The organism is Pseudidiomarina sp. (assembly GCF_048267825.1).
GTDB lineage: Bacteria > Pseudomonadota > Gammaproteobacteria > Enterobacterales > Alteromonadaceae > Pseudidiomarina.
The window spans coordinates 521610-544540 of record NZ_JBLWWR010000001.1 but is presented as its reverse complement, the minus strand read 5'-3'; the positions used below and the strand labels follow the sequence as shown (position 1 = coordinate 544540).

22 protein-coding genes and 5 tRNA genes are annotated in these 22931 nt (G+C 49.1%); 6 read left to right on the top strand and 21 right to left on the bottom strand.

The window, feature by feature from the left end; genetic code table 11:
* Position 1 precedes the first annotated feature (1 nt).
* The 13 genes from rlmH to ACN0UN_RS02755 form a co-directional block, all read right to left on the bottom strand.
* Positions 2 to 472, bottom strand: a complete 471-nt coding sequence (gene rlmH, locus ACN0UN_RS02815; protein WP_417658620.1) for a 23S rRNA (pseudouridine(1915)-N(3))-methyltransferase RlmH — start codon at positions 470 to 472, stop codon at positions 2 to 4.
* Positions 472 to 795, bottom strand: coding sequence for a ribosome silencing factor (gene rsfS, locus ACN0UN_RS02810; protein WP_128351069.1), 324 nt, complete (start codon positions 793 to 795; stop codon positions 472 to 474). The genes rlmH and rsfS overlap by 1 nt, the downstream gene beginning before the upstream one ends.
* A gap of 84 nt (positions 796 to 879) precedes the next feature.
* Complete coding sequence (gene nadD / locus ACN0UN_RS02805) at positions 880 to 1509, bottom strand: nicotinate-nucleotide adenylyltransferase (RefSeq protein WP_417658619.1); 630 nt, start codon at positions 1507 to 1509, stop codon at positions 880 to 882.
* On the bottom strand, positions 1506 to 2525 hold the full coding sequence (gene holA, locus ACN0UN_RS02800) for a DNA polymerase III subunit delta (RefSeq protein ID WP_417658618.1): 1020 nt from the start codon (positions 2523 to 2525) through the stop codon (positions 1506 to 1508). The genes nadD and holA overlap by 4 nt, the downstream gene beginning before the upstream one ends.
* A 10-nt stretch (positions 2526 to 2535) precedes the next feature.
* On the bottom strand, positions 2536 to 3024 hold the full coding sequence (lptE, locus tag ACN0UN_RS02795; RefSeq protein WP_417658617.1) for an LPS assembly lipoprotein LptE: 489 nt from the start codon (positions 3022 to 3024) through the stop codon (positions 2536 to 2538).
* 3 nt (positions 3025 to 3027) lie between these two features.
* Positions 3028 to 5613, bottom strand: a complete 2586-nt coding sequence (gene leuS, locus ACN0UN_RS02790; protein WP_417658650.1) for a leucine--tRNA ligase — start codon at positions 5611 to 5613, stop codon at positions 3028 to 3030.
* A gap of 43 nt (positions 5614 to 5656) precedes the next feature.
* Entirely contained in the window at positions 5657 to 5848 is a 192-nt protein-coding gene (locus tag ACN0UN_RS02785; RefSeq protein ID WP_417658616.1) for a hypothetical protein, read from the bottom strand.
* 44 nt (positions 5849 to 5892) lie between these two features.
* Positions 5893 to 7419, bottom strand: coding sequence for an apolipoprotein N-acyltransferase (gene lnt, locus ACN0UN_RS02780; RefSeq protein WP_417658615.1), 1527 nt, complete (start codon positions 7417 to 7419; stop codon positions 5893 to 5895).
* Positions 7420 to 8298 (bottom strand): CNNM family magnesium/cobalt transport protein CorC, encoded by an 879-nt coding sequence (gene corC, locus ACN0UN_RS02775; protein WP_128351062.1) that lies wholly within the window; start codon positions 8296 to 8298, stop codon positions 7420 to 7422.
* 18 nt (positions 8299 to 8316) lie between these two features.
* Positions 8317 to 8799 (bottom strand): rRNA maturation RNase YbeY, encoded by a 483-nt coding sequence (gene ybeY / locus ACN0UN_RS02770; RefSeq protein ID WP_417658614.1) that lies wholly within the window; start codon positions 8797 to 8799, stop codon positions 8317 to 8319.
* Positions 8796 to 9785 (bottom strand): PhoH family protein, encoded by a 990-nt coding sequence (locus tag ACN0UN_RS02765; RefSeq protein WP_417658613.1) that lies wholly within the window; start codon positions 9783 to 9785, stop codon positions 8796 to 8798. The genes ybeY and ACN0UN_RS02765 overlap by 4 nt, the downstream gene beginning before the upstream one ends.
* 12 nt (positions 9786 to 9797) lie before the next feature.
* Positions 9798 to 11240 carry a tRNA (N6-isopentenyl adenosine(37)-C2)-methylthiotransferase MiaB gene (gene miaB, locus ACN0UN_RS02760; RefSeq protein WP_417658612.1) on the bottom strand — a complete coding sequence of 481 codons (1443 nt, stop codon included), beginning with the start codon at positions 11238 to 11240 and terminating at the stop codon, positions 9798 to 9800.
* 78 nt (positions 11241 to 11318) lie between these two features.
* Complete coding sequence (locus ACN0UN_RS02755) at positions 11319 to 12203, bottom strand: DMT family transporter (RefSeq protein WP_417658611.1); 885 nt, start codon at positions 12201 to 12203, stop codon at positions 11319 to 11321.
* 174 nt (positions 12204 to 12377) lie between these two features.
* Between ACN0UN_RS02755 and ACN0UN_RS02750 the strand changes: the two genes are divergently transcribed.
* Positions 12378 to 13508: an FAD-dependent oxidoreductase gene (locus tag ACN0UN_RS02750; protein ID WP_417658610.1), complete on the top strand. Its 1131-nt coding sequence runs from the start codon at positions 12378 to 12380 to the stop codon at positions 13506 to 13508.
* A gap of 133 nt (positions 13509 to 13641) precedes the next feature.
* Here the strand turns inward: ACN0UN_RS02750 and ACN0UN_RS02745 are convergent.
* From ACN0UN_RS02745 to ACN0UN_RS02710, 8 genes are all read right to left on the bottom strand, one after another.
* Positions 13642 to 13728, bottom strand: a tRNA-Leu gene (locus ACN0UN_RS02745).
* An 18-nt stretch (positions 13729 to 13746) separates the two neighbouring features.
* Positions 13747 to 13821, bottom strand: a tRNA-Gln gene (locus tag ACN0UN_RS02740).
* Positions 13822 to 13852: 31 nt separating this feature from the next.
* A tRNA-Gln gene (locus tag ACN0UN_RS02735) sits at positions 13853 to 13927 on the bottom strand.
* Positions 13928 to 13956: 29 nt separating this feature from the next.
* A tRNA-Leu gene (locus ACN0UN_RS02730) sits at positions 13957 to 14041 on the bottom strand.
* Between the two features lie 17 nt (positions 14042 to 14058).
* A tRNA-Met gene (locus tag ACN0UN_RS02725) sits at positions 14059 to 14135 on the bottom strand.
* Positions 14136 to 14284: 149 nt separating this feature from the next.
* Positions 14285 to 15004 carry an SIMPL domain-containing protein gene (locus ACN0UN_RS02720; RefSeq protein WP_417658609.1) on the bottom strand — a complete coding sequence of 240 codons (720 nt, stop codon included), beginning with the start codon at positions 15002 to 15004 and terminating at the stop codon, positions 14285 to 14287.
* A 16-nt stretch (positions 15005 to 15020) separates the two neighbouring features.
* Positions 15021 to 15686: an SDR family oxidoreductase gene (locus ACN0UN_RS02715; RefSeq protein WP_417658608.1), complete on the bottom strand. Its 666-nt coding sequence runs from the start codon at positions 15684 to 15686 to the stop codon at positions 15021 to 15023.
* A 12-nt stretch (positions 15687 to 15698) separates the two neighbouring features.
* On the bottom strand, positions 15699 to 17060 hold the full coding sequence (locus tag ACN0UN_RS02710; protein ID WP_417658607.1) for a class II fumarate hydratase: 1362 nt from the start codon (positions 17058 to 17060) through the stop codon (positions 15699 to 15701).
* Between the two features lie 178 nt (positions 17061 to 17238).
* Between ACN0UN_RS02710 and ACN0UN_RS02705 the strand changes: the two genes are divergently transcribed.
* From ACN0UN_RS02705 to ACN0UN_RS02685, 5 genes are read left to right on the top strand one after another with little or no spacing between them, the layout of a single operon-like run.
* Positions 17239 to 17919, top strand: coding sequence for a methylamine utilization protein (locus ACN0UN_RS02705; protein ID WP_417658606.1), 681 nt, complete (start codon positions 17239 to 17241; stop codon positions 17917 to 17919).
* Positions 17920 to 17962: 43 nt separating this feature from the next.
* Positions 17963 to 20221, top strand: coding sequence for an EAL domain-containing protein (locus ACN0UN_RS02700; RefSeq protein WP_417658605.1), 2259 nt, complete (start codon positions 17963 to 17965; stop codon positions 20219 to 20221).
* On the top strand, positions 20218 to 21069 hold the full coding sequence (locus ACN0UN_RS02695) for a DUF3034 family protein (protein ID WP_417658604.1): 852 nt from the start codon (positions 20218 to 20220) through the stop codon (positions 21067 to 21069). Before ACN0UN_RS02700 ends, ACN0UN_RS02695 begins: the two co-directional genes overlap by 4 nt.
* A 10-nt stretch (positions 21070 to 21079) precedes the next feature.
* Complete coding sequence (locus ACN0UN_RS02690) at positions 21080 to 21499, top strand: group I truncated hemoglobin (RefSeq protein WP_417658603.1); 420 nt, start codon at positions 21080 to 21082, stop codon at positions 21497 to 21499.
* A 28-nt stretch (positions 21500 to 21527) separates the two neighbouring features.
* Positions 21528 to 22904, top strand: coding sequence for a YfcC family protein (locus ACN0UN_RS02685; RefSeq protein ID WP_417658602.1), 1377 nt, complete (start codon positions 21528 to 21530; stop codon positions 22902 to 22904).
* Positions 22905 to 22931: the final 27 nt, after the last annotated feature.

The window sequence follows — 22931 nt, the reverse complement described above, 5'->3', positions numbered from 1 at the left end:
ATTATTCGCGATGATACGGGTGGTTAGCGGTTACGCTCCAAGCACGGTATAAACTTTCAGCAATCAGCACCCGCACCAACGGGTGCGGCAACGTTAATGCTGATAATGACCAGCGCTCATCTGCAGCAGCGACACATTCTGGTGCAAGCCCTTCAGGGCCGCCCACCAGTAAGCTGATATCACGACCGTCCATCAGCCAGTGTTCAAGTCGCGCCGCCAGTTGCGGGGTAGTCCAACTTTTACCGGTTACTTCAAGCGTTACAATTCTATCGCCTTTTCCCACGGCGGCGAGCATGGCTTCACCTTCTTGCCGGAGAATACGCGCAATATCTGCATTTTTGCCGCGCTTGCCCGCTGCGATTTCAACCAGTTCAAGTTGGCAATCGGCGGGGAAACGTTTGGCATAGGTTTGATAACCGGTGCTGATCCAATCGGGCATCTTCTGCCCAACCGCTATCAGCTGGATCCGCATTACTTGCGTCCCCAAAGCTTTTCGAGCTCGTAAAAGTCTCGGATTGATTCTTGCATGATGTGAACGACCACGTCAGCCAAATCAACCAATACCCACTCTGAGTGTTCGTGACCTTCAACGCCAATTGGTGGCACGCCATGATGCTTCGCTTCAGCTGCAACATAGTTCGCTAAGCTGCGTACATGCGTTTTTGAGCTACCTGAACAGATGATCATGTATTCAGCTACATCGGTTTGTTCACGCACGTCCATCACTTTGATGTCACGGCCTTTAAGATCTTCTAACTTTTCTACAACGAAATCGCGTAATTGTTCTGCTTGCAAGAGTTCAACGCTCCAATTTATACGGCAAAAATCTAATTTAATGAAAACCGCGGTAGTTTACCACGAAGGCGATGCAAAAAGCAGCTAGCGATATAGCTCTTCTGCCTGGATATAGTCGGCCACACTCGGCGGTACCCAATGTTGCCAGGGTTGATTGGCTTGTATGGCTTGACGTATCGCTGTTGCCGAAATATTTACTGCCGGTGTTTCGGCAAGGTAAACATGGCCATGCGTACTTTGATGCAGGGCACTTACGGTATCAACCTGAACCTGTGCGAGCCATTGCTGCAACGCAGGTGAAAACGTATTTTGTGCATGCGGGCGACGCATCACTACAAAATGCGCATGATCCAGTAATTGCTGCCAATTGAACCAACTTTGCAGTCCGGCAAAGGCATCTTCGCCAAGTAGAAAAACCAAGGTGTCGTTTGGCCAGCGTTGATGCAGTTGTTGCAACGTAAGTTGGGTGTAAGATTTACGCTGTTGTTGCAGCTCCCAGCCTTCAGCGCTGCAATTAATTAATTCACTGGCGGCTAATTTGACCATTGCCAAGCGCTGTTCCGCCGTGGCGCCAGGATAACTGCGGTGCGGTGGCTGTGCGCTAGGCATTAAATGCAAGTGCTGTGCTTCAATGTGAGCAGTCACAGCAACTGCGGGGCGTAAATGTCCCCAGTGAATAGGGTCAAAGGTGCCACCCAGTATTGCCCGCATCATTGGGGCAATTCACCAACCGCATCAGGGCGGCAGTAAAGGGTGACAAGGTGCGTTGCCAAGGTACTGTAATGCTCGCCGGAGTCACGTTTAAAAGCGTATTCCATTCGCGCCAACAGCTGGGCCGCTTTGCTTATCGCCGCTGGTGACATACGCTGGCAAAAATTTCGATAGGCCGCTTCTTGATTTCGCCATACGCCGTTTTTACGGCATGCATCGGCATAATTATCAGCATTCTGTAAGGTGCTGACCAGTTGCCATTCCCGTTGTAACATCCAGTTGAGAATTGCCTCTTCAACACTGTCTTCAAATAGCCGGGCGAGGCGATGTAAGGCGGTGTCAAGATCGGCCTGTACAATAGCCTCCTGCAATGCGAATACATTAAATCGACTTTGATCTTCAGCCGCGCGCTGAATGTCAGCCATGCTAAGCGGCTGCGGTAAGTCCGAAAGCGCAAGTTTTTGCAGTTCTTGATCTAACGCCAGCAGGTTGCCTTCAAACCAATCTGCCAACAGCTGCGTCGCATCCGGTTGCAGTTGTACCTGATGCAGTTGCGCACGCTGTTGAATAAATCGGGGTAGGGCACTGCGCTCTGGGCTATTCGCGGTTATGACTGGGCCCGCTGCCGTCAATTCTTTGTACCACTTAGCTTTGAGTTGTTCTTGCTTCAGCTTCGGGCCGACGATGACCAGTATCTGGTCCGCTATGGGAGCTTGGGCATAGTTGCGTAATGCTTCACCGCCCTCGCGGCCGGGTTTCCCTTCGGGCAGCTCTAACTCCACCAATTTAAGGGTTGAAAACAAACTCAGGCTGGCACTTTGATCGTTGAGTTGCTGCCAATCAAATTGGTTGTCTTGTAACCAGCGTTCACGCTCATCAATGCCTTGCTCACGTGCAAAACGTCGAATTTGTTGTAGCGCGTCGTCAATCAACAAGGGGGTGTCGCCGAACACACTCATAATGGCCGGCAAACCGTGGCTGGTTAGGTGGGCGCTAAGTTGTGCTGGCGTAAGTTGCATAGGTTACTTACTACTCGCTGAGTTGGGCGATAGTTTGGCGTAACAGTTGTCGCGCTGCGTCGTCACGCATTTCCCGAATCAAGACTTCCCGTTCGCGGGTTTTTGCTAATGCGAAATTGGGGTCATCCTGATAATCCCGATACACTTCTACTTGCAATTTCTGGGGCTCAGAACCCTGCTGAATGATCTGATAATTAACGGTATAAATCATCTCGTATTCGGCAACTTGGCCCGATTGCGAAAGCGATAGCGTGCGTCGGTCAAGTTGATCACTAAGAACTTCGATGGTCATATCAGCTTGCGCACTATCAACCAGTTCAGCACCGGCCAAAGTAAGGCGCCTTTGAAGCACCTGACTAAATTCGCTAAAGGCAGGCGCCTGCACTGAAACGGCTTGCATTGCAGCCGGCAACTGGTAGTTGTCACGCAACTGAAAACCACAGCCGCTAAGAGCTGTGGTTAAAATGACAAGGCCGATATAGTGCAATAGTTTAGTCATCAGTTAGTTCGCTACGATATTAAACAGCTTGCCGGGCACGTATATTTGCTTGCGTACTGTTTTATCTTCTATGAAGCGCAGTACATTTTCATCGGCCATGGCAACTTGGGTAACCAGCTCTTGCGTGGCATCGGCTGGCACGGTGATCTTGCTGCGCACTTTGCCGTTTACCTGAACCACAACCAGTATCGATGTTTCAACCATAGCTGCTTCGTCAAACTCTGGCCAGGCAGCGAAGTTAATATCACTGTCGTGCCCTAAGGCTTGCCATAATGCTTCGCTTAAATGCGGTGTAACCGGGGCCAACATCAACACCACGGCGTCCAGTGCTTCGGCCATAATGCCACGGTCAAGCTCGGTTTCCAGCGGCGCTTTTTGCAGGCGATTCAACAGTTCCATGATGGCGGCGATTGCAGTATTGAAGTGCTGACGGCGACCCATATCATCGGATACTTTCTGAATGGTGCGATGCACCTCACGGCGCAGCTCTTGCTGTGCGTCGTTGAGATCTGCCCACGTCGAGCTTTGCGGCTGATCGGCAACATCTGCATAGTCAGCGACTAAACGCCAGACCCGACGCAAGAACCGTTGTGCGCCTTCGACACCTGAGTCGGCCCATTCCAGGGTTGCTTCTGGTGGGGCAGCGAACATCATAAATAAACGCACGGTATCGGCGCCGTATTTATCAATCATGACTTGAGGGTCAATACCGTTATTCTTTGACTTCGACATTTTGGTCATGCCGCCGTGTTGCACGGGCTGACCGTCTGTGCGCAATATTGCTTGGTTGATTCTGCCTTTTTCGTCGCGCGTGATGTCGACGTCTAGCGGCGAATACCACGTGATTTTTCCAGATTCATCTTCGCGGAAATAACTATCAGCTAAAACCATGCCTTGCGTGAGTAAGCGCTTGAATGGCTCATCTGAATTAACCAAGCCGGTGTCACGCAAAAGCTTATGGAAGAAGCGCGCATATAACAGGTGCAGAATCGCGTGCTCGATACCGCCAATGTACTGATCAACAGGCAGCCAATAGTTGGCTTGTTCCGGGTTGAGCATGCCATCGTGATAATTGGCGCTGCAGTAGCGAGCGTAATACCAGGAAGATTCCATAAAGGTATCAAACGTATCCGTCTCATGTTCCGCAGGCATGCCATTGTAGGTGGTTTTGCGCCACTCTAAATCCGCTTTGATCGGTGAGTTGGTGCCATCCATGACAACGTCTTCTGGTAGCAATACCGGCAACTGGTCTTCTGGTACGGGTACCGACTCACCATTGGGTAAATTCAACATTGGAATTGGAGCACCCCAGTAACGCTGACGAGAAACGCCCCAGTCACGTAAGCGGTAATTCACTTGACGCCGCCCAATATTGCGCTGTTCCAGATGTGCTGCTATTGCATCAAACGCGGCATCGCTGCTCAACCCGTTGTAGTCACCGGAATTAATGGTTGTTCCTTTGGCAACAATGGCACCCTTGTTGATATCTTCGTCGCCTGACTCAGCCTCAATCACAACGCGAATTGGCAACTTATAGGCTGTCGCAAACTCCCAGTCGCGCTGGTCATGAGCAGGCACGGCCATCACAGCACCAGAGCCGTAATCCATGAGTACAAAGTTTGCCACCCACACCGGAATTTCTTCGCCAGTCATTGGGTGAATAGCGCGAACACCGGTGTCCATCCCTTTTTTCTCAATGGTTGCTAAATCAGCTTCGGCCATTTTGGTGGTTTTAATGGACTCAATAAATGCTGCTAAATCGGGATTTGATGCAGCAGCCTTTTGCGCCAACGGATGCTGCGCAGCCACGGCCATATAGGTTACGCCATAGAGTGTGTCTGGACGCGTGGTGTATACAGTGAGTTGTGCATCACTTTGTGCAATTGAGAAGTCGATTTCAACGCCTTCAGAGCGGCCAATCCAATTGCGTTGCATGGTTTTTACTTGTTCTGGCCAGCCGTCAAGCTGGTCCAGGTCAGTCAATAACTCATCTGCATAGTCGGTAATTTTGATAAACCACTGTGGAATTTCTTTTTGTTCCACCAATGCGCCCGAACGCCAGCCGCGACCGTCGATGACTTGTTCATTGGCAAGTACGGTTTGATCGATAGGATCCCAGTTGACCGTGGCGTTTTTCTTATAAACTAAACCTTTTTCGAACAGCTTCGTGAAAAACCATTGCTCCCAACGGTAATACTCGGGCGTACAGGTTGCTAATTCACGTGACCAGTCGTAACCAAATCCTAAAGACTTTAGCTGATTACGCATGTAATCGATGTTTTGATAGGTCCACTTTGCAGGTGCCGTTTTATTCTGAATTGCAGCGTTTTCTGCTGGCAACCCAAAAGCATCCCAGCCCATGGGCTGCAATACGTTTTTACCTTGCATGCGGTGATAGCGGGCAACCACATCACCAAGGGTGTAATTGCGCACGTGACCCATGTGCAATTTTCCACTTGGGTAGGGGAACATCGCCAAACAATAGAACTTCTCTTTGTTTGGATCTTCGGTAACTGTGAATACCTGATCGCGTTCCCAGCGCTGTTGAACGGTAGGTTCAACCACGGATGGATCGTATTGTTCCGCTATATTTTTTGACATCTGGCTTTCCGTTTAACTGCTCGGTTAAAAATTAAAGTGCGTACCACATCATTAGCATCACAACGACGCCAAATAGACCAAAGAAAGCGTATTCAAGACGCTCGCGTTGTTGGGTGTCACGGTTTTCATGACGGTGAAACGCAAACATACCTAAGCTAGTAACACCTAAGGTGCCCGCAGCGACTAAAATGGCAAATAACAACGCGGCAATGATGTTTTCCATGGCGACTCTCCATGCAGTGGTTAATTTATATGAGATGAATGCTGTTAGTTTACTGATTTTGAACGCGCTTGACCATGCCGAAATGCGGCCAAAATACTGCATAATGCAATTAAAAGCGCAATCAACCAAGCGCCGATGGAACCGTAGCGGTGGTAAGCCGTTTGTCCGGTTACTACCGGTACGTGGGCGCTTAGAGATGTTGCTGAAAACTGCGGTGCGCGCGCAATTTCGTGGCCATTGGCATCAACAACTGCACTGATGCCATTGTTGGTAGCGCGCAATAATGGGCGGCCTAACTCCAACGCCCGCATGCGCGCGATTTGCATGTGCTGCGCTGGGCCGTGTGATGCACCGAACCAGGTATCATTACTGACTGTTAAAATATAGTCGGTGGTCGGCAAAACGTTAGCACGCACTTGGCCCGGAAAGGCTATTTCGTAGCAAATAGCGCCGGCTAAGTGAAACCCTTTCGCCCGCAAGTTTTGCTGCTGGTAATTGCCCCGTGAAAACGAGCTCATCGGTAAATCAAATAAAGGAGCAAGTGGGCGCAATAAGTCCTCAAACGGGACAAACTCACCAATAGGTAGCAATTGATGCTTCTGGTAGCGGTTGGTATGGCCGTGAGTATAGGGCTCAACCGGTTGGTATGGCGCATCAAGCCCCAACACAATCATGGTGTTGAAGTATTCATTTTGCTGATAATCGATGATGCCAGTTATCAGTGCGGTGTCCGTTTCAACCAAGGCCTTATGAATATTGCTCAACACATCGTCGGTGTATGGCTCGGGCATGGTTACTGCTGACTCAGGCCAGATAATAATATCGTGGCTGAGATAATGCGGTCGACTTAAATCGAGGTAGGTCATTAGCGATTGCCAATGCTGATCAGGGTTCCATTTAATCGACTGCTCAATATTACCTTGCACCAACAAAACACGGGCTTGTTCACCGGTTTTCTCAATGGTGCTTACCCAAGGCAGGGTGAACGGAATGATCAATAGGCCAAAAGCGACTAATCCGAATTCTTTACGTTTGCGGTCAAACCACACGAACAAGGCAATGGCAATTGCCCAGAGCATCACGGTCACGCCCACACCGCCTAACCATGGGGCGTAGTTGCCTATCCAGCTGTCAGTTTGCGTGTAGCCCAGTTCTAGCCACGGGAAGCCGGTAAGAAACCAGCCACGAATGGATTCACTGATTAACCAAGTTAGCGGCAACAGGGCTATCGCGAAGTAACCAAACCAGCGCTCACTGTATTTCCATAAGAATAATGCTAGCGCGGGAAATAAGCTTAAATAAAGGAACAACACCGTGAGTACAGCCAGCGATGCGATGACGGGTAAACCGCCAAATTGGTCAATGCTGACGTAAATCCAACTGAGGCCGGCGCTGAACCAGCCGAGGCCAAAGTAAAATCCAATACGCCAAGCCATGCCTGCCGAGGCTTTGCTGGTAAGCAGTAACAGCCCAAATAACACCGGCAATACGAGCCATGCGTGTTGAAAAGGTGCGTAACTGAATATCAAGCTACCGCCGAGTAGTAGGGCAGTGATCCGATAATTCTTCATTTAGTCGGCATCTGCAGCATTGTTGGTATCCGTAATGGTTACCTGTAGTTGTTGAATGCGGCGCTTATCGGCACCGGTTATTTTGAACAAAATGCTGCCTAAAGTGAGCTCTTCACCCACTTCAGGTAGATGCCCGAAACCATGTGCAACCATGCCACCAATAGTGTCATATTCCTCATCACCAAAGGTGGTGTTGAAATAGTCGTTGAAGTCTTCAATGGTGGTCAACGCTTTAACCGAGTATCGCGACTTGTTGATGCGGCGAATATCGGCTTTGTTGTCCTCGTTATAATCGGTTTCGTCTTCAATTTCGCCGACAATTTCTTCTAAAATATCTTCAATGGTTACCAGGCCAGAAACACCGCCATACTCATCGACCACAATGGCCATATGGTAACGTTGCGAGCGGAACTCTTTAAGTAATACGTCAACGCGTTTACTCTCTGGAACGATAACCGCTGGGCGAATAACATCGGCAAGGGCAAACTCTTGGTCGGTCATGCCGAAACCGTATGCGAGCAAGTCTTTTGCCAGCAGGATACCTTCAATGTGGTCTTTGTTTTCACTGACGACAGGGTAGCGGCTATGTTGTGAGTCAATCACAATAGGTAAAAATGATTCAACGCTTTGATTGATATCGATCGTGACCATCTGTGAACGTGGCACCATGATATCGCGGACCTTGAGTTCGGCAACATCGAGTACACCTTCAATCATTTCTTTGGTGTCGTTGTCGATAAGATCGCGTTCTTCGGCGTCTTGGATTAAATCAACTAACTCTGCGCGGCTATTCGGTTCTCCGGTAAAAAGTTGCAACAGTTTGGTTGCCCACGTTTTACGCGCAGAACCGTTGGTAGAGTGTGGATTGTCATCGCTCATTTGCTGTTATTGCTCCAGTTAATGCTGATCATCAGCGTGGTCATCAGCGTAAGGGTCAGCATACCCTAAGGCTGCAAGAATATCTTTTTCGAGCTGTTCCATGTGCTCGGCTTCGTCGTTGTTAATATGGTCATAACCTAGCAAATGCAAGGTTCCGTGTACAACCATATGCGCCCAGTGTGCGACCAATGGCTTATTTTGAGCCTTGGCTTCATCGGCAACAACAGCTGCACAAATGACAAGATCGCCGAGTAGATTGACCGGCAAGGGCACGGGAGCTTCAAAGGGGAAGGACAATACGTTGGTGGCGTAGGCTTTACCGCGATACTGATGGTTCAAGGCTAAACCTTCTTCGGCATCGACAACGCGTACCGTAAGTTCGGTTTCTGTATTGCAATTTAAATGTTGCAGTACTGCCTCAATCCAGGCTTCAAACGAAGCGTCTGAGGGCAAATTGTCTGCGTTACAGGCAATTTGCAGGTCAACAGTTAAGTTTGTCATGATTTTTCGTCAAACGCCTCGTAGGCTTGAACAATGCGTTGCACCACTGGGTGACGCACAACATCGGATGCTTGAAAGAAGGTGAAGCTAATTGCATCGATATCTTTGAGCACTTCAATAACATGGCGTAAACCTGACTTCTGCCCACGCGGCAAGTCAACTTGCGTGATGTCGCCAGTAATCACTGCGCGCGAATTAAAGCCAATACGGGTAAGGAACATTTTCATTTGTTCACAGGTAGTGTTTTGGCTTTCATCCAGAATAATGAATGCATCGTTGAGTGTCCGGCCTCGCATGTACGCGAGCGGTGCCACTTCAATGACATTGCGTTCAATAAGCTTTTCAACTTTTTCAAAGCCCAACATCTCAAACAGGGCGTCATACAACGGGCGCAGATATGGGTCGACCTTTTGCGCCAAATCACCCGGTAAGAAACCGAGCTTTTCGCCAGCTTCGACGGCTGGACGCGTCAGTAATATTCGTCTGATTTCTTGCCGTTCAAGTGCATCAACCGCGCAAGCAACAGCCAGATATGTTTTACCGGTACCGGCTGGGCCGACACCAAAATTAACGTCGTGCGTCAATATGGCACGAACATACTCAGCTTGATTATGATTACGCGGCTTAATTAAGCCACGCTTTGTTTTAATGTGAGTCATTTTTTCAGCGGCGGGGTCGTCGGCTGGTGTCTGTTCAAGCACTTTTGCTTGTTGAACCGCCAGATGCACCATTTGCGGGGTAACCTTACCCTCGTCGCCTTTCACTGTCGCAGTTTCGACATAGAGATCGCGTAAAATCTTGGCACCAGCTTGAGCAGTATGGCTGGGGCCGATAATACGAAACGCGTTATGGCGATGGCTTATTTCAATGCCTAAGCGCCGTTCGATGTGCTTTAGGTTCTCATCTAAAGCGCCACATAAGTCCGCAATTCGGCGGTTATCTGCAGGTTCTAAATCGATGTCTATGGTGCTAACAGATGGACTCAAATTTACCTCGCTTTAATTGGTTGCTGGTGGAACAAAGGTTGTTACACCAAGCTCATCGGGCTGTGTACGTGATTGACGTGCTAAAATAGTTTGCGGTGCGGTATCAACACGTAAGCCCATGTCTGATTCAACGCGCAGCACATCACCGCGCAAAGAGTTCACAAACACATCAGTGACTTTTACATCAACAAATTTACCGATCATGTCGGGTGTTCCGACAAAGTTCACCACACGGTTGTTTTCCGTACGGCCGCTAAGCTCCATCGGGTCTTTTTTCGACGGGCCGGTAACTAAAATACGTTGCTCAGTACCGAGCATACGCCGTGCATGTGCATGTGATTGTTGATTCAAACGCTGTTGCAATAGCTGTAAACGCTGCTTTTTGGTTTCTTCACTTACGTCATCAGGCAGGTCAGCTGCTGGTGTGCCAGGGCGCGCACTGTAAATGAAGCTGAAGCTCATATCAAAATCAACCGCCTGGATTAAATCCATCGTCGCTTCAAAGTCGGCATCACTTTCGCCTGGAAAGCCGATAATAAAGTCGGAACTCATGGCGATATCTGGACGAATCTTTTTCAGTTTACGAATTTGTGACTTGTATTCGAGTGTGGTGTGACCACGTTTCATCATGGCTAGAATACGATCTGAACCGCTTTGTACCGGTAGGTGTAAGTGGCTGACCAATTCAGGAATGGTTGCATAAGCCTCAACGATATCATCAGTAAATTCAACCGGATGCGACGTGGTGTAGCGGATACGATCAATGCCATCAATTGCCGCAATCATATGTAATAGTTCCGAGAAGCGGCAAACGCTGCCGTCGTGGTAATCACCGCGGAAGGCATTAACGTTTTGCCCCAACAGATTTACTTCGCGTACGCCTTGCTCGGCCAATTGCGCAATTTCAAACAATACGTCATCCACAGGGCGACTAACTTCTTCACCACGGGTATAAGGCACCACACAGAATGTACAGTACTTGCTGCACCCTTCCATGATGGAGACAAAGGCGGTTGGGCCGTCAGCTTTTGGTTCAGGCAAACGATCGAATTTTTCAATTTCTGGAAATGAAATATCAATCATTGGGGTGTGATGCGTTTGCACTTGCTTCACCATTTCAGGTAAGCGATGCAACGTTTGTGGACCAAATACGATATCAACGTATGGCGCGCGTTCACGAATATGATCGCCTTCTTGCGAGGCAACGCAGCCACCCACACCAATAACCAGGTCTGGATTTTTATCTTTCAGGGTCTTCCAGCGGCCCAGTTGGTGGAAGACTTTTTCCTGCGCTTTTTCGCGAATGGAACAGGTGTTGAGCAGGATCAAGTCAGCCTCTTCAGGCTCAGCTGCGACGTCATAGCCATGAGTTGCCTTAAGTAGATCAGCCATTTTTGCTGAGTCATACTCGTTCATCTGACAACCCCAAGTTTTAATGTATAACTTCTTACTCATAAATCTTCGCACTCACTTGCTCAATTGCGTTAAATACACCACACATAAAAAGGGCTGTTATTTTAGCCTGAACAGCCCCTAACTGCCAACTTTGCCGCCAGTTTCTGCTTTGCGGCGGGTACGAATGGCTAAATAGCCTGCGACAGTGATAATGGTGGCACCTAAAATCATACTTACGGTAATGGGTTCATCCCAAAACCAATACCCCATCAAAGCGGCGAATATCACCGAGCTGTAGGTAAAAACGCCAACCCGTGCTGCTGGCGCTAAGGCAAACGCCTTGGTCATGCCCAGTTGGCCAGCCACGGCGAGTGCGCCCATCACCATGATGCCAAGCCAGTGTTCACTGGCAATGGACTCGCCGCGCCAAATGAGTGGTAGCGCCGAGATCACAGTGGCGAGGGTCGCGAAATAGAAAACAATTTTACTCGACGACTCAGTAGCAGACATCTGCCGGATCAATGTTTTGGTGAATGCGGCTAAACATGCCGCAATAAACGCAATACCAACAATGGGTGACAATGTGGTTTGCGCGGGGTTTAAAAAAACAAAAACCCCGATAAAGCCAATCGCAATCGCGAGCCAGGTTTGGGCTAGTACACGTTCTTTAAGCCATACCCGCCCAATTATTGGAATCAGGAAGGGCGACAGTAAAAGTACTAAGGTTGCTTGCGCCAGCGGCAAATTAGCAATCGCGTAGAAAAATAGATACATGGCCGCAAGGCCTGCTAAACCGCGGGTTATATGAAATCCCCAAGCTTTGGTTTTAAAAGCACTCGGCCCTTTACGCCATATCCATGGTAACAGCACTACAAACGCCATCAAATTTCGGAAAAACACCAGTTGTGCAGATGGTAAGTCGGTGCTCAGATACTTGACTAATGCGCTTACGCCAGCAAAGCAAAGCTCAGCGCCAAGTACTAGCGCGGAGGCAATAAACACCGTTCGTTGTGGGGTGTCCATAGAATCCTTACACGGCTTGCGTCGCCGCTGAAAAGATGAGAGCCAAATATGGCGTTATCTTATCACGTTCACAATGCCGGCGTTTAGCAATGTTTTTTTAGCGTTGTTGGTGTATTTGTGGCGCAGTATTTTCTATGATGCGCAATAAGTTAAATGATTCGGTGGATAATTGAGATGCAAATTGTCGTAATCGGTGGTGGCATGGTGGGTGCTTCAGCTGCATTGGCTTTGGTGCAACGTGGCCATGACGTAACCGTGATTGAGGCGGGTAAACCGGCGACCAGTACCGGTGACTGGGATTTGCGAATTTCTTCAATTCATCAACGTAACGTGGCGTGGTTGAATGAACTTGGCGTGTGGGTCGATGTGCGCCCTGAGCGGCGGTTTTTTTACACCGATTTAGCGGTTGAATGCCGTGATGGTATGCGCGTTAATTTTGCGGCCAGCGACGTTAACGCCGAAGCACTCGGGGCAATGGTTGAAAACAATGCATTGCAACAGACCTTGTGGCAGCTTCTGGACCAACATGGCGTGCGCTGTTTAAGCTCAACGCGCGTAACCAAGGTGAATCTGTCGGCGCAGCAGATTGAACTCGATACGGGAGAGCAACTTCCTTATGACTTACTGGTTGGCGCTGATGGTTCAAATTCGCAAGTTGCGAAAGCCGCAGGTATTGCCATGCGCGGCTGGGATTATGATATGCGCTGCATGTTGGCAATTGCTGATGTCAGTGAGCCGATACCGCCAGCTACATGGGAAGTGTTTCGTGAGGCTGGGCCATTTGCATTATTGCCGCTGGGCACTCACCAAGCGTGCCTGATTGATTACCGCAGCGAGCAGGCGTGGCAGCAACTTAGCGGCGATGCGCAGCAGGTTCATCGCACGTTGCATGAAACCTTTGCGCCCCATATCGGGGACCATAAGGTAACGCGATTCGCGAGCTTTTCACTGCGGCGTCAGCGCGCTTTAAGGTATCACGCACACAACTCCGTCGTACTGATTGGCGACGCCGCACATAGTATTCACCCATTGGCTGGGCAGGGCGTTAATATTGGGTTTGCAGATGTTCAAGAATTGCTTAACCAGCTTAATAATCAACAATCGCTAGCGGTAGCATTGCGTGCTTATGAACGTGTACGCGAGCGTGAAAATCAACACATGATGCGCGTGATGGATGCGATTCACTTTGGATTTCGCTCACAGCACCTGATACCACGGGCATTGATTGCGGGCGGTTTAGCGTTGGTTAATCGGGTGAAGCCCCTGAAGCGAGCGTTAATCAAGCAAGCAATAGGAATGAAGTGAGGAAAAGCGGAAAAGCGTTATTAGTTATTGGTTATTCGTTAATGGTTATTCGTGTTTAACGAATAACGACAAGCGAAGCGATCGAATAACGAGTAACGACTTTAAAGGTTTGTTGCGGTTTTCACCACCGAAGTGGTGCGGAGGGGGGGACTTGAACCCCCACGAGCGTTAGCTCACTAGCACCTGAAGCTAGCGCGTCTACCAATTCCGCCACCCCCGCAACAAACAGGGGAAAAAATGGCTGGGGTACCAGGATTTGAACCTGGGAATGGCGGGATCAAAACCCGCTGCCTTACCGCTTGGCTATACCCCAACACTGGGTGCATCACGAAGAGAAGGGCGATTGGCTGGGGTACCAGGATTTGAACCTGGGAATGGCGGGATCAAAACCCGCTGCCTTACCGCTTGGCTATACCCCAACTTGTGTATACCGCCTGACAGTTTGAGTTGGTGCGGACGGAGAGACTTGAACTCTCACGCCGTGAGGCACTGGAACCTAAATCCAGCGTGTCTACCAATTCCACCACGTCCGCCCAAAAAGGGATTTGATTGGTGGCTACGGCGAGATTCGAACTTGCGACCCCAGCATTATGAGTGCTGTGCTCTAACCAGCTGAGCTACGTAGCCAATATCAAATTTTCTATCAAACTGCACTCGTTGAGTGCGGCGCGTATTATGCAAATCAGGGGGGAAACCGTCAACCTCTTTTTCCTAAAAAATCCATGATTTCGGTGCGATTGCTTAAAAAACGGATAGTTTGCCTATTTAATCGACGACTAATCGACCAGTTGATACGCAACAGTCGACACGACGCGTACAATTTTTAGGTGCGGAGTATTCGAGTCGCGATCATAAATAGTAAATTGACCTTGATTGGCACTGCGAATCTTTCCTAATTCACTGTCTGAATGCTCAGCGAACCTTAATGCGACCTCACGGGCATTGCGCGCAGACTCTTCAATCATGCTCGGCTTAATCGCATTGAGGCCGTTAAAATGGTACTCAACCTGCGTATCGTAGCCGTTACTGCTCAAACTCACCCCTTTTTTGCCAAGTTCGGACAATTGTTGGCGCAGTTCACGCACTTGGTTCACCTTTTCAGTGTACACAGTGATGGTTTGATCGCCGGTAAAACGCAGGCCAACATCTTCGGTCGCCCAGCGCTCAGCCAGCTTATCTAATACGTTAGGTGCAGAAACAGACAATTCACTCTCATCAAAGCCATTAACCAGTAAAAAGGCACGAATCGCCTGAATGTCCTGGTCGAGTTCTTGATAAATGGTGTTTTGAGTATTACCCGCTCGCGTCACTTTTAAGGGCCAGATTGCGGTATCGGCCGCCACCTCGCGCTCGGCGAGGCCTTTGACTTCAACCACCCGGTCAAAAGTACGAAAGTTATTTATGCTGCTAGTCAGCCCTGAACTTAATAGCGCCGCACTAGCAATGGCAGCGACCGCAAAAATAATGGCATTAACGCTCGAGCGCGAGGTTGACATAATTATATCCTCAAAGTTACCACGGCAACGAATCGCCGTTGCTATGCCTAAATTGACCTGTAGATGCGATGTTAAGTTCATCCATGCGGGCAATGAGACGTTCAGCTGCTGTATCGGCGCTTATATCGCCAGCGTTATTGACCATTTCGGTTTGCACAAAACCGGGGTGCAACATCGCTACGGCAATGCCAGCGTCTTTTAAGTCGTTGGCGAGTGACACACCGGCGGCGTTGAGCGCAGCTTTACTCATACGATATCCATAATAGGCGCCAGAACCGTTATCCGCCATTGACCCCATGCGGCTGGTAATTAAAATCACTTTACTGCCTTGCTTGAGATTATCGCGTAGCGCATCGGTAACCAATAACGGGCCCATAGCATTCACTCGAAATTGTGCTTCGATTGTTTGTGGGGTTAGGTTGCCTAAAGATTCGCGCTCCAGCAGGCCTGCATTATTAATCAGCATATCAATGGGCTGGCCACGCAACTGCTTCGCTAACTCAGCAATGCTGTCGGTGTCGGTCACATCAATATTTTCAATAATGTTCACACCCAATTTTTTTAAGGCATCTGAAGTGGTTCGGCATACCGCCGTAACTTTCTCACCGCGCTGATGCAATTGGGTTGCTAAGGCAAGACCAATGCCGCGATTAGCGCCCGTAATAACACTATGTTGTGACATGTTTGCTCCTTTCTAAATTAAATTTTTGGGGTTCAACAACTGCGCCAATTCTTCTTTTGACAGGTCGGTCATTTCGATTGCCACGTCAAGAATTGGACGTTGTTGCTGGTAAGCTTGTTTGGCGATTTGGGCGGCTTTGTTGTAACCAATTTTACGGTTCAATGCCGTCACTAAAATCGGATTACGTGCAAGCGCTTCATCAATGCGTTCGTGATTTACAGTGAAATCAGCGATGGCTTGGTCAGCCAGAGCCCGCGCTGCATTACTGAGTAATTCGATGCTTTGTAGTTGGTTGTACGCAATAACGGGTAGCATGACATTCAGTTGAAAATTGCCTTGCTGGGCACTGACCGAAATGGTTTGGTGATTTCCTGCTACTTGCGCTGCGACCATTGCTACCGCTTCAGGAATGACAGGGTTAACTTTGCCCGGCATAATACTGCTGCCCGGCTGCAAAGCTTTAAGGCTTATTTCGCCAAGGCCAGCCAAGGGGCCGCTATTCATCCAACGTAAGTCGTTGCTAATTTTCAGCAACACTGTCGCCAAAGCATTGAGCTTGCCACTGAGTAATAAATTAACCTCTTGCCCTGAAATACCCGCAAATGGATTAGCCGCTGCGGTAAAATGTTGTGCGGTGCGTTGGCTCAAAAAATGACAGAAGCGTTCGCCGAAGTTATCAGGTGCGTTAATGCCTGAGCCTATTGCGGTGCCGCCTTGTGGTAATTCTGTTAGCTGCGCTAAACCTTCGGTGAGTGCGCGTTCAATATTGGCAACCTGACTGCCCCACGCCGACAACTCCTGCGCCATACTTAATGGCATCGCATCCATGAGGTGGGTGCGTCCCGTTTTGATGGTACCGGTTAAGGTTTCGGCTTTGGTTGTTATGGTTTGGCGTAAATGTGCTAACGCTGGCATCAAGTGGGTTTTTAGCGCGATGGCACTGCTAACTAAAATAGCTGTTGGAATCACATCATTACTGCTTTGACTTGCGTTGACGTGGTCATTCGGGTGAACTTCAACAGCATGCTCGCGTAAGGCTAAGCTGGCCAGCACTTCATTCATATTCATATTGGTGCTGGTACCAGAACCGGTTTGAAAGATATCCAATGGAAATGCATCATCTGCTTTACCATCTAAAACCATTTCAACCGCTTGACTGATCGCTTGCGCTTGCGCATTGCTGATTATATCCGCTTCGGCATTTGCCGCCGCGGCCGCAGCTTTAATATGGGCCAGAGCATGAATAAACGCTTGCGGAAAACGTAACGCGCTGAGTTGAAAGTTTTGACGGGCGCGCTCGGTTTGGGCGCGCCACAACGCCTGTTCCGGTACTTCAATATCACCCATACTATCGGTTTCTATTCGTGTTGCCATGGTCTGACTCCTTTTTTGTCAGTATGGATATCGGCAATTAATACGTGCAATATGTTGATAAATATCAGTACACTCTGATCCAGCCCAAATGAGTGTCGTACTAACTAAATGGGCTTAACACGTTGGACCGACCGCAACCTGCGATCGTCTGCCGACTTAAAGATAGCATGGGGTCAGTATGACCAAGTTTCAAATTCCTGCGGTGCTTTTTACTGCTTTCATTGCAGTTGTTGCTGTTCTAAACAGCCCAACAAGTGCCGCTCAGACGCAGGCTCCGCTAACGGTAACTGTACTGGATGCCAACGGTGAACCGCTGCCGCACGCCATCGTAAGTGTCGCTGGCGCGGCAAAAGAAAACACAATTATTACTGATGCGGTGATGGATCAGGTCGACAAACTGTTCTCACCCTTTGTGCTTAACGTGGCGCAAGGCAGCTCAGTGAGCTTCCCGAATAGTGACAATATTCGTCATCAAGTTTACTCATTCTCACCGACTAAACCATTTGAATTACCGCTTTACAGTAACCAACAAGCACCGGAGCTTCGCTTTGATGAACCGGGTATTGTGGTGCTGGGATGCAACATACACGACCACATGAAAGCCTACATTTATGTTAGTCCGCACGGTTATAGTGTGCAAACGAATGCAGTTGGGCAGGCTGAATTACCAAGCGGAGTGTCGCAGTTTCATGTTTGGTACCCCGGCTTAACCGATACCATTACTGACGAACGGGTGGTTGAGGTCGTAAACGCACAAACTAACGTGACGGTCAATTTGCCGGTACAGCCACAGGCACAAAATCCACCGCCACCATCCGCGTTGCAGCAACGATTTAATCGTCGAAAAAATAACAACTAACATGATGATAAAAAGCTTTCGGTCACGATTATTAGTAAGTTTTATGACGCTGGCTGGCGCGGTATTGATTATCTCGCTGGTAGCAGTATGGTTAGCCACGTCACAACAATCCGAGCGTACACTGGAACGTGAACTGGACGTAAGCGAGCGGGTGTTTGCCGAATTGATGGACGTGCGCGCTCAACAGCTGCAACAGGCTGCAGAAGTATTAACCACCGATTTTGGTTTTCGTGAGGCGGTTGCCAGTGGCGACGAAAATACGATTATTTCTGCCTTGATTAACCATGGCGAGCGCATTGGTACCGACCTGATTGTGCTGCAGTCGCCCAACGGCGAAGAAATAGCAGCAACGCACACCAGCCAACTTTTACCCAGTATCGAGAATCTGACCGCAGGCCAATCGGCCGCGCAGTTGGTGTTGGTTGACGATGAAATTTTCCAAATTGTCACGGTGCCAGTTCGCGCCCCCGATTTAATAGCTTGGGCAACGTTGGGTTTCGGTGTGGATGATGATTTCGCGGTGTTAATGCGCCAATTAACGCATGCTGATATCACTTTTATGAACCGCCAGCAGCGCACCGTGTTTGCGAGTAGTCTTGATGAGGAAATACTCGCGCAAATTGAAGATCCTGCAATAGCGCTAAACACGGCGTTGGATAACCTAAATTTAGCGGCCAATGTTTCCGGTTTTAATGCTATTCAATATGCTCTGAGTAACGATCCTAATTTGGTGATTTTATTCAGTACCGATGAATTTGCAGCGACCAGTGAATTTGTTACGTTGCAACAACAATACTTGGTCATTGCGTTGGCGACGCTGATATTTGCCGTGTTGTTAGCAATGATCACCGCTCGGAAAATCAGCCAGCCTGTGGCAAGTTTGACCCGCGCAGCCGAGCAGCTTGGGGCCGGTGACTATAATCAACCGATTACATTGCAGCGCAGTGATGAATTTGGTGCTCTAGGCGCGGCGTTTGAAACCATGCGACAAGGTATTTCGCAGCGTGAACAGCAAATTATGTATCAACTGCAGCACGACTTGTTAACCGGACTGCCTAACCGCGTCTCATTGCGGGACTATTTATCACGGGCCATTCAATCGAAGCAAAGCGGTTATGTGGTGTTGTTAAATGTTGCGCGCTTTGGTGAGGTGAATGACCGTTTTGGTCAACAAGTTGGCGACCGGTTATTGCAAATGATTTCGCAGCGCTTACGCGACAGTGCACCGCAGCAGTGGTGGATTGGGCGCTTGGCAGGTGATGAATTTGTACTCATTGGCGAAGGCCAGTCTGAACCGCAAACGAAGGCTTTGCTTCGTGACGTTGAACAAACACTGTCGCAGCCTTGGTGGCTTGATGAAACCAGTTACTTGCTTGAATTTCGTGCTGGGTATTTAACCTTTCCCAATATTGGCGACGACGCCGATAGCATTTTACGCCGTGCTCAAATTTGTGCGCGTCAAGCCAAGCAGCGCAATGCTTTTGCGGTGGCTTACGAACAGGGTATGGACGAACAGCACTTGCGCCGTTTGCAAATTGTGCAGGCACTGCCAAGCGCGGTACGCGAACAACGCTTGCAGTTGCACTACCAACCTAAGGTGAACTGCAAAGACGGCCGTATATTGGGTGTGGAGGCGCTGCTGCGCTGGCGTGATGAACACCTCGGCGTGGTGCGCCCAGACGAATTTATCCCGTTGGCCGAACAAACCGGTGAAATTAATCGGTTAACCCGCTGGGTCTGCACGGCTGCGTTCGATCAATTGCAGTTGTGGCATGAACAGGGGCGGCAACTGGCGCTGGCCATCAACTTATCAGCATTGGATTTACAATGGCCGGATTTGGTTGAATTTTTGCGTGAAGCCGCGCAGAAGCGTGGATTATCGCCACATTCCATTACCTTAGAAGTAACGGAAAGTGCGGTGATGGTAGAGCCGGAACAAGCGATTAAACGGCTGACCCAACTGCGCGAGGCCGGTTTTAAAATTGCTATCGATGATTATGGCACGGGCTATGCTTCGCTGGCTCAGCTGAAACGTTTACCCGTTGATGAGTTAAAACTGGACCGTTCTTTCATACAAGATATCGCCAATAGTCATGCCGACTTAACCATTGTGCGCTCAACCTTGGCGCTGGCGCATGAATTGCAATTAACCACTGTTGCAGAGGGCATCGAAGAGGAATCGGCATGGCAGATTTTACAGCAGTTGGGCTGTGATACGGTACAAGGGTATTATTTCAGTCGACCATTAGCAGCAACTCAGTTCGAACAGTGGCTGCGCGATTATCAAGGAGTTTCACCATGAGCCGTAGCAGAATGCTGGCCAAGTGGATTGCGCTAACTGCGGGGTTAATTGCATCCGGCCCTGCAGTTGCAGACTTTGGCAAACTATTGGCAACCGGTGGGTTAACCAGTGTGGAAGGCAGTGGCGGCGGTGGTTTAGTGCCGTGGGCTACGCTGTCCAGTTATGCCGAAGAAGGGCAGTGGGGCGGAACCGTTGCTTACAATTATGCCAACGTGGACGACTATGAACTCGGTGTCAGTGCACTCACGTTAAACTACGACAATCGTTGGGAATTCAGTTATGCCCGGCAACAGTTTGATTTGGTGAGTTTGGGCGGTGAACTTAAACAAGATATCTACGGGGTTAAATATCATCTTTATGGCGACTTGGTTTATGGCACTGAACCGCAGCTGAGTATTGGCGTGCAGCACAAACGCAATAAAACTTTCGCGTTACCAGAAGCTGTTGGTGCGCGTGATGACAGCGGCACTGATGTGTACTTCAGCGCAGCCAAAGCTTGGTTGGATGGGCCGTGGCATCGAACCTGGCTGGTTAATTTGACGCTGCGGGCGACCAAAGCCAATGAAATGGGGCTGCTTGGCTTTGGTGGTGATGTAAATGACAGGTATAAATTACAAGCGGAAGCCTCCGTGGGCATGTTCGTGAACCGCCATTGGATTGTGGGCCTGGAGTACCGCCAAAAACCGAGCAACCTTAGCTTCGCCGAAGAGCATGATTGGCATGATGTGTTTATCGGATGGTTTCCGAATAAGCGGGTTGCGGTAGCCTTGGCTTACACCAATTTGAAGTCGATTGCCGGCGCTGATAACCAGACCGGTATGTACGGCAGTATTCAAGTCACATTCTAAGGGGCGCATCATGATGTTACGCATAGCAATACTGGCTCTTGGATTGTTAATGACGCCACTGGCACAGGCGGACAAGGGCTCGCTGTATCAAGAATTGGGTGAATATGAAGGCATCAGCAAATTAATGGAGACGTTCATACTCGAAATTGCTGAAGACGACCGTATTATTCATCACTTCGAAAATGTCGATATTGATCGCTTCCATAAAATGCTGACCGAACACATCTGTGAATTAAGTGCAGGGCCGTGCGAATACACCGGTAAGCCTATGCCAGAAGTACACCTTGGAATGAACATTACCCGCGCGGAATTTAATGCATTGGTGGAAGATTTGATCCAGGCCATGGAGGCAGAACAGATACCCGTTAGCGCACAAAACAGATTACTTGCTATACTCGCTGCAATGCATAAGGAAGTGATTCATTTATAACAATTAAAGAGAGTAGGTTAGTTCTCCCATGATAAAAATAAAAATACCGCACACCTTAGTTCTCATGATGTACATGATGGTTGCCGCACTCGTGCTGACTTGGGTTATTCCAGCTGGAGAATTTGAGCGTAGCGTAAATGACATTGGGCAAACGGTGGTGCAGCCTGGTACCTATAGTGTGCTAGCAGACCAACCCATATTGTCGCCACTGACACTGTTTACTGTTATTCCACAAGCTCTGGGCGATGCGCAAGCCGTGATTTTCTTTGTCTTGCTGATAGGCGGCGTCATGGGCATGCTGCGCGCAACAGGAATGCTTGATGCAGTGATTGGCCTGCTCTTGAAAAAATTTGCAGATAAAACCGGCTGGCTTATTTTGGGCGGCATGCTGACGTTTGGTATTTTTTCAGCCTTGATTGGGGTAGCCGAAGAATATCTGATTTTTGTGGCTATGCTGGTGGCATTATGCCGCGCTTTAAAGCTCGATGGCATTACCGCTATGGGAATTCTCATTGTTGGTTATGGCATTGGCTACGGCTTGTCGTTGTTCAACCCATTTACGCTCCTCATTGCACAAGCCATTGCTGAAGTGCCGCCGGCCTCTGGATTATGGTATCGCCTTGCACTGTGGCCGGTGTTATTCGCCATTGGCTTTCACCATGTGTACCGCTATGCGAAGCGTGTGGCTGCGGACCCAAACAATTCGCTACTGGCTGATATAACTCCTGCTAAAAGCACTGATGCCGAGGACTACCCAGCACTTACAGGACGCCATAAAATCATCTTGATGGGCTTTGTCGTAGTGCTCGGTCTATTGGTGTGGGGTATCAAAGAACACGGTTGGTATCTGGTTGAGCTCAGTGCGCTGTTTCTTGGGTTTGGTTTATTTGCCGCTTTAGTGGCTAAAATGGGAGCCAACGATGCCGCCAATAAGTTTATTGAAGGCGCTGCAGAGCTCACTGCAACTGCACTACTCATTGGTTTCGCACGTTCAATTGCAATGATTATGGAACATGGGCAAGTACTCGATACCGTTATTTACTATCTGGCTATGCCAGTTGAGGCTTTTGGTGCGCATTTTGGCGCGGTTAGCATGTTAATTATCCAGAGCTTGCTGAACCTATTTATTCCGTCTGGCAGTGGGCAGGCGTTTGTGACCATGCCGATTATGATTCCGATTGCCGATACCGCCGGTATTGGCCGACAAATAGCCGTGCTGGCGTTTCAAATGGGCGATGGCTTAATGAATATGATTGTACCCACCAACCCAGTATTGATGGGGATATTAGGCTTAGCAGGTGTGCCTTACGAACGTTGGTTTAAGTTTGTGGCGCCGCTGATGCTGAAGCTGATTTTTGCCTGTGCGATTGCGATGTTGATTGCTGTTTCTATTGGTTATCAATGATTGATAACTTGAGCTTCGCGCACGGCA

Excerpts from the sequence above, each read along its gene's own strand:
- rlmH (WP_417658620.1), bottom strand. The coding sequence starts at position 472 with ATGCGGATCCAGCTGATAGCGGTTGGGCAGAAGATGCCCGATTGGATC.
- nadD (WP_417658619.1), bottom strand. The coding sequence starts at position 1,509 with ATGATGCGGGCAATACTGGGTGGCACCTTTGACCCTATTCACTGGGGA.
- holA (WP_417658618.1), bottom strand. The coding sequence starts at position 2,525 with ATGCAACTTACGCCAGCACAACTTAGCGCCCACCTAACCAGCCACGGT.
- lptE (WP_417658617.1), bottom strand. The coding sequence starts at position 3,024 with ATGACTAAACTATTGCACTATATCGGCCTTGTCATTTTAACCACAGCT.
- ACN0UN_RS02785 (WP_417658616.1), bottom strand. The coding sequence starts at position 5,848 with ATGGAAAACATCATTGCCGCGTTGTTATTTGCCATTTTAGTCGCTGCG.
- lnt (WP_417658615.1), bottom strand. The coding sequence starts at position 7,419 with ATGAAGAATTATCGGATCACTGCCCTACTACTCGGCGGTAGCTTGATA.
- corC (WP_128351062.1), bottom strand. The coding sequence starts at position 8,298 with ATGAGCGATGACAATCCACACTCTACCAACGGTTCTGCGCGTAAAACG.
- ybeY (WP_417658614.1), bottom strand. The coding sequence starts at position 8,799 with ATGACAAACTTAACTGTTGACCTGCAAATTGCCTGTAACGCAGACAAT.
- miaB (WP_417658612.1), bottom strand. The coding sequence starts at position 11,240 with ATGAGTAAGAAGTTATACATTAAAACTTGGGGTTGTCAGATGAACGAG.
- ACN0UN_RS02755 (WP_417658611.1), bottom strand. The coding sequence starts at position 12,203 with ATGGACACCCCACAACGAACGGTGTTTATTGCCTCCGCGCTAGTACTT.
- ACN0UN_RS02750 (WP_417658610.1), top strand. The coding sequence starts at position 12,378 with ATGCAAATTGTCGTAATCGGTGGTGGCATGGTGGGTGCTTCAGCTGCA.
- ACN0UN_RS02720 (WP_417658609.1), bottom strand. The coding sequence starts at position 15,004 with ATGTCAACCTCGCGCTCGAGCGTTAATGCCATTATTTTTGCGGTCGCT.
- ACN0UN_RS02715 (WP_417658608.1), bottom strand. The coding sequence starts at position 15,686 with ATGTCACAACATAGTGTTATTACGGGCGCTAATCGCGGCATTGGTCTT.
- ACN0UN_RS02710 (WP_417658607.1), bottom strand. The coding sequence starts at position 17,060 with ATGGCAACACGAATAGAAACCGATAGTATGGGTGATATTGAAGTACCG.
- ACN0UN_RS02705 (WP_417658606.1), top strand. The coding sequence starts at position 17,239 with ATGACCAAGTTTCAAATTCCTGCGGTGCTTTTTACTGCTTTCATTGCA.
- ACN0UN_RS02700 (WP_417658605.1), top strand. The coding sequence starts at position 17,963 with ATGACGCTGGCTGGCGCGGTATTGATTATCTCGCTGGTAGCAGTATGG.
- ACN0UN_RS02695 (WP_417658604.1), top strand. The coding sequence starts at position 20,218 with ATGAGCCGTAGCAGAATGCTGGCCAAGTGGATTGCGCTAACTGCGGGG.
- ACN0UN_RS02690 (WP_417658603.1), top strand. The coding sequence starts at position 21,080 with ATGATGTTACGCATAGCAATACTGGCTCTTGGATTGTTAATGACGCCA.
- ACN0UN_RS02685 (WP_417658602.1), top strand. The coding sequence starts at position 21,528 with ATGATAAAAATAAAAATACCGCACACCTTAGTTCTCATGATGTACATG.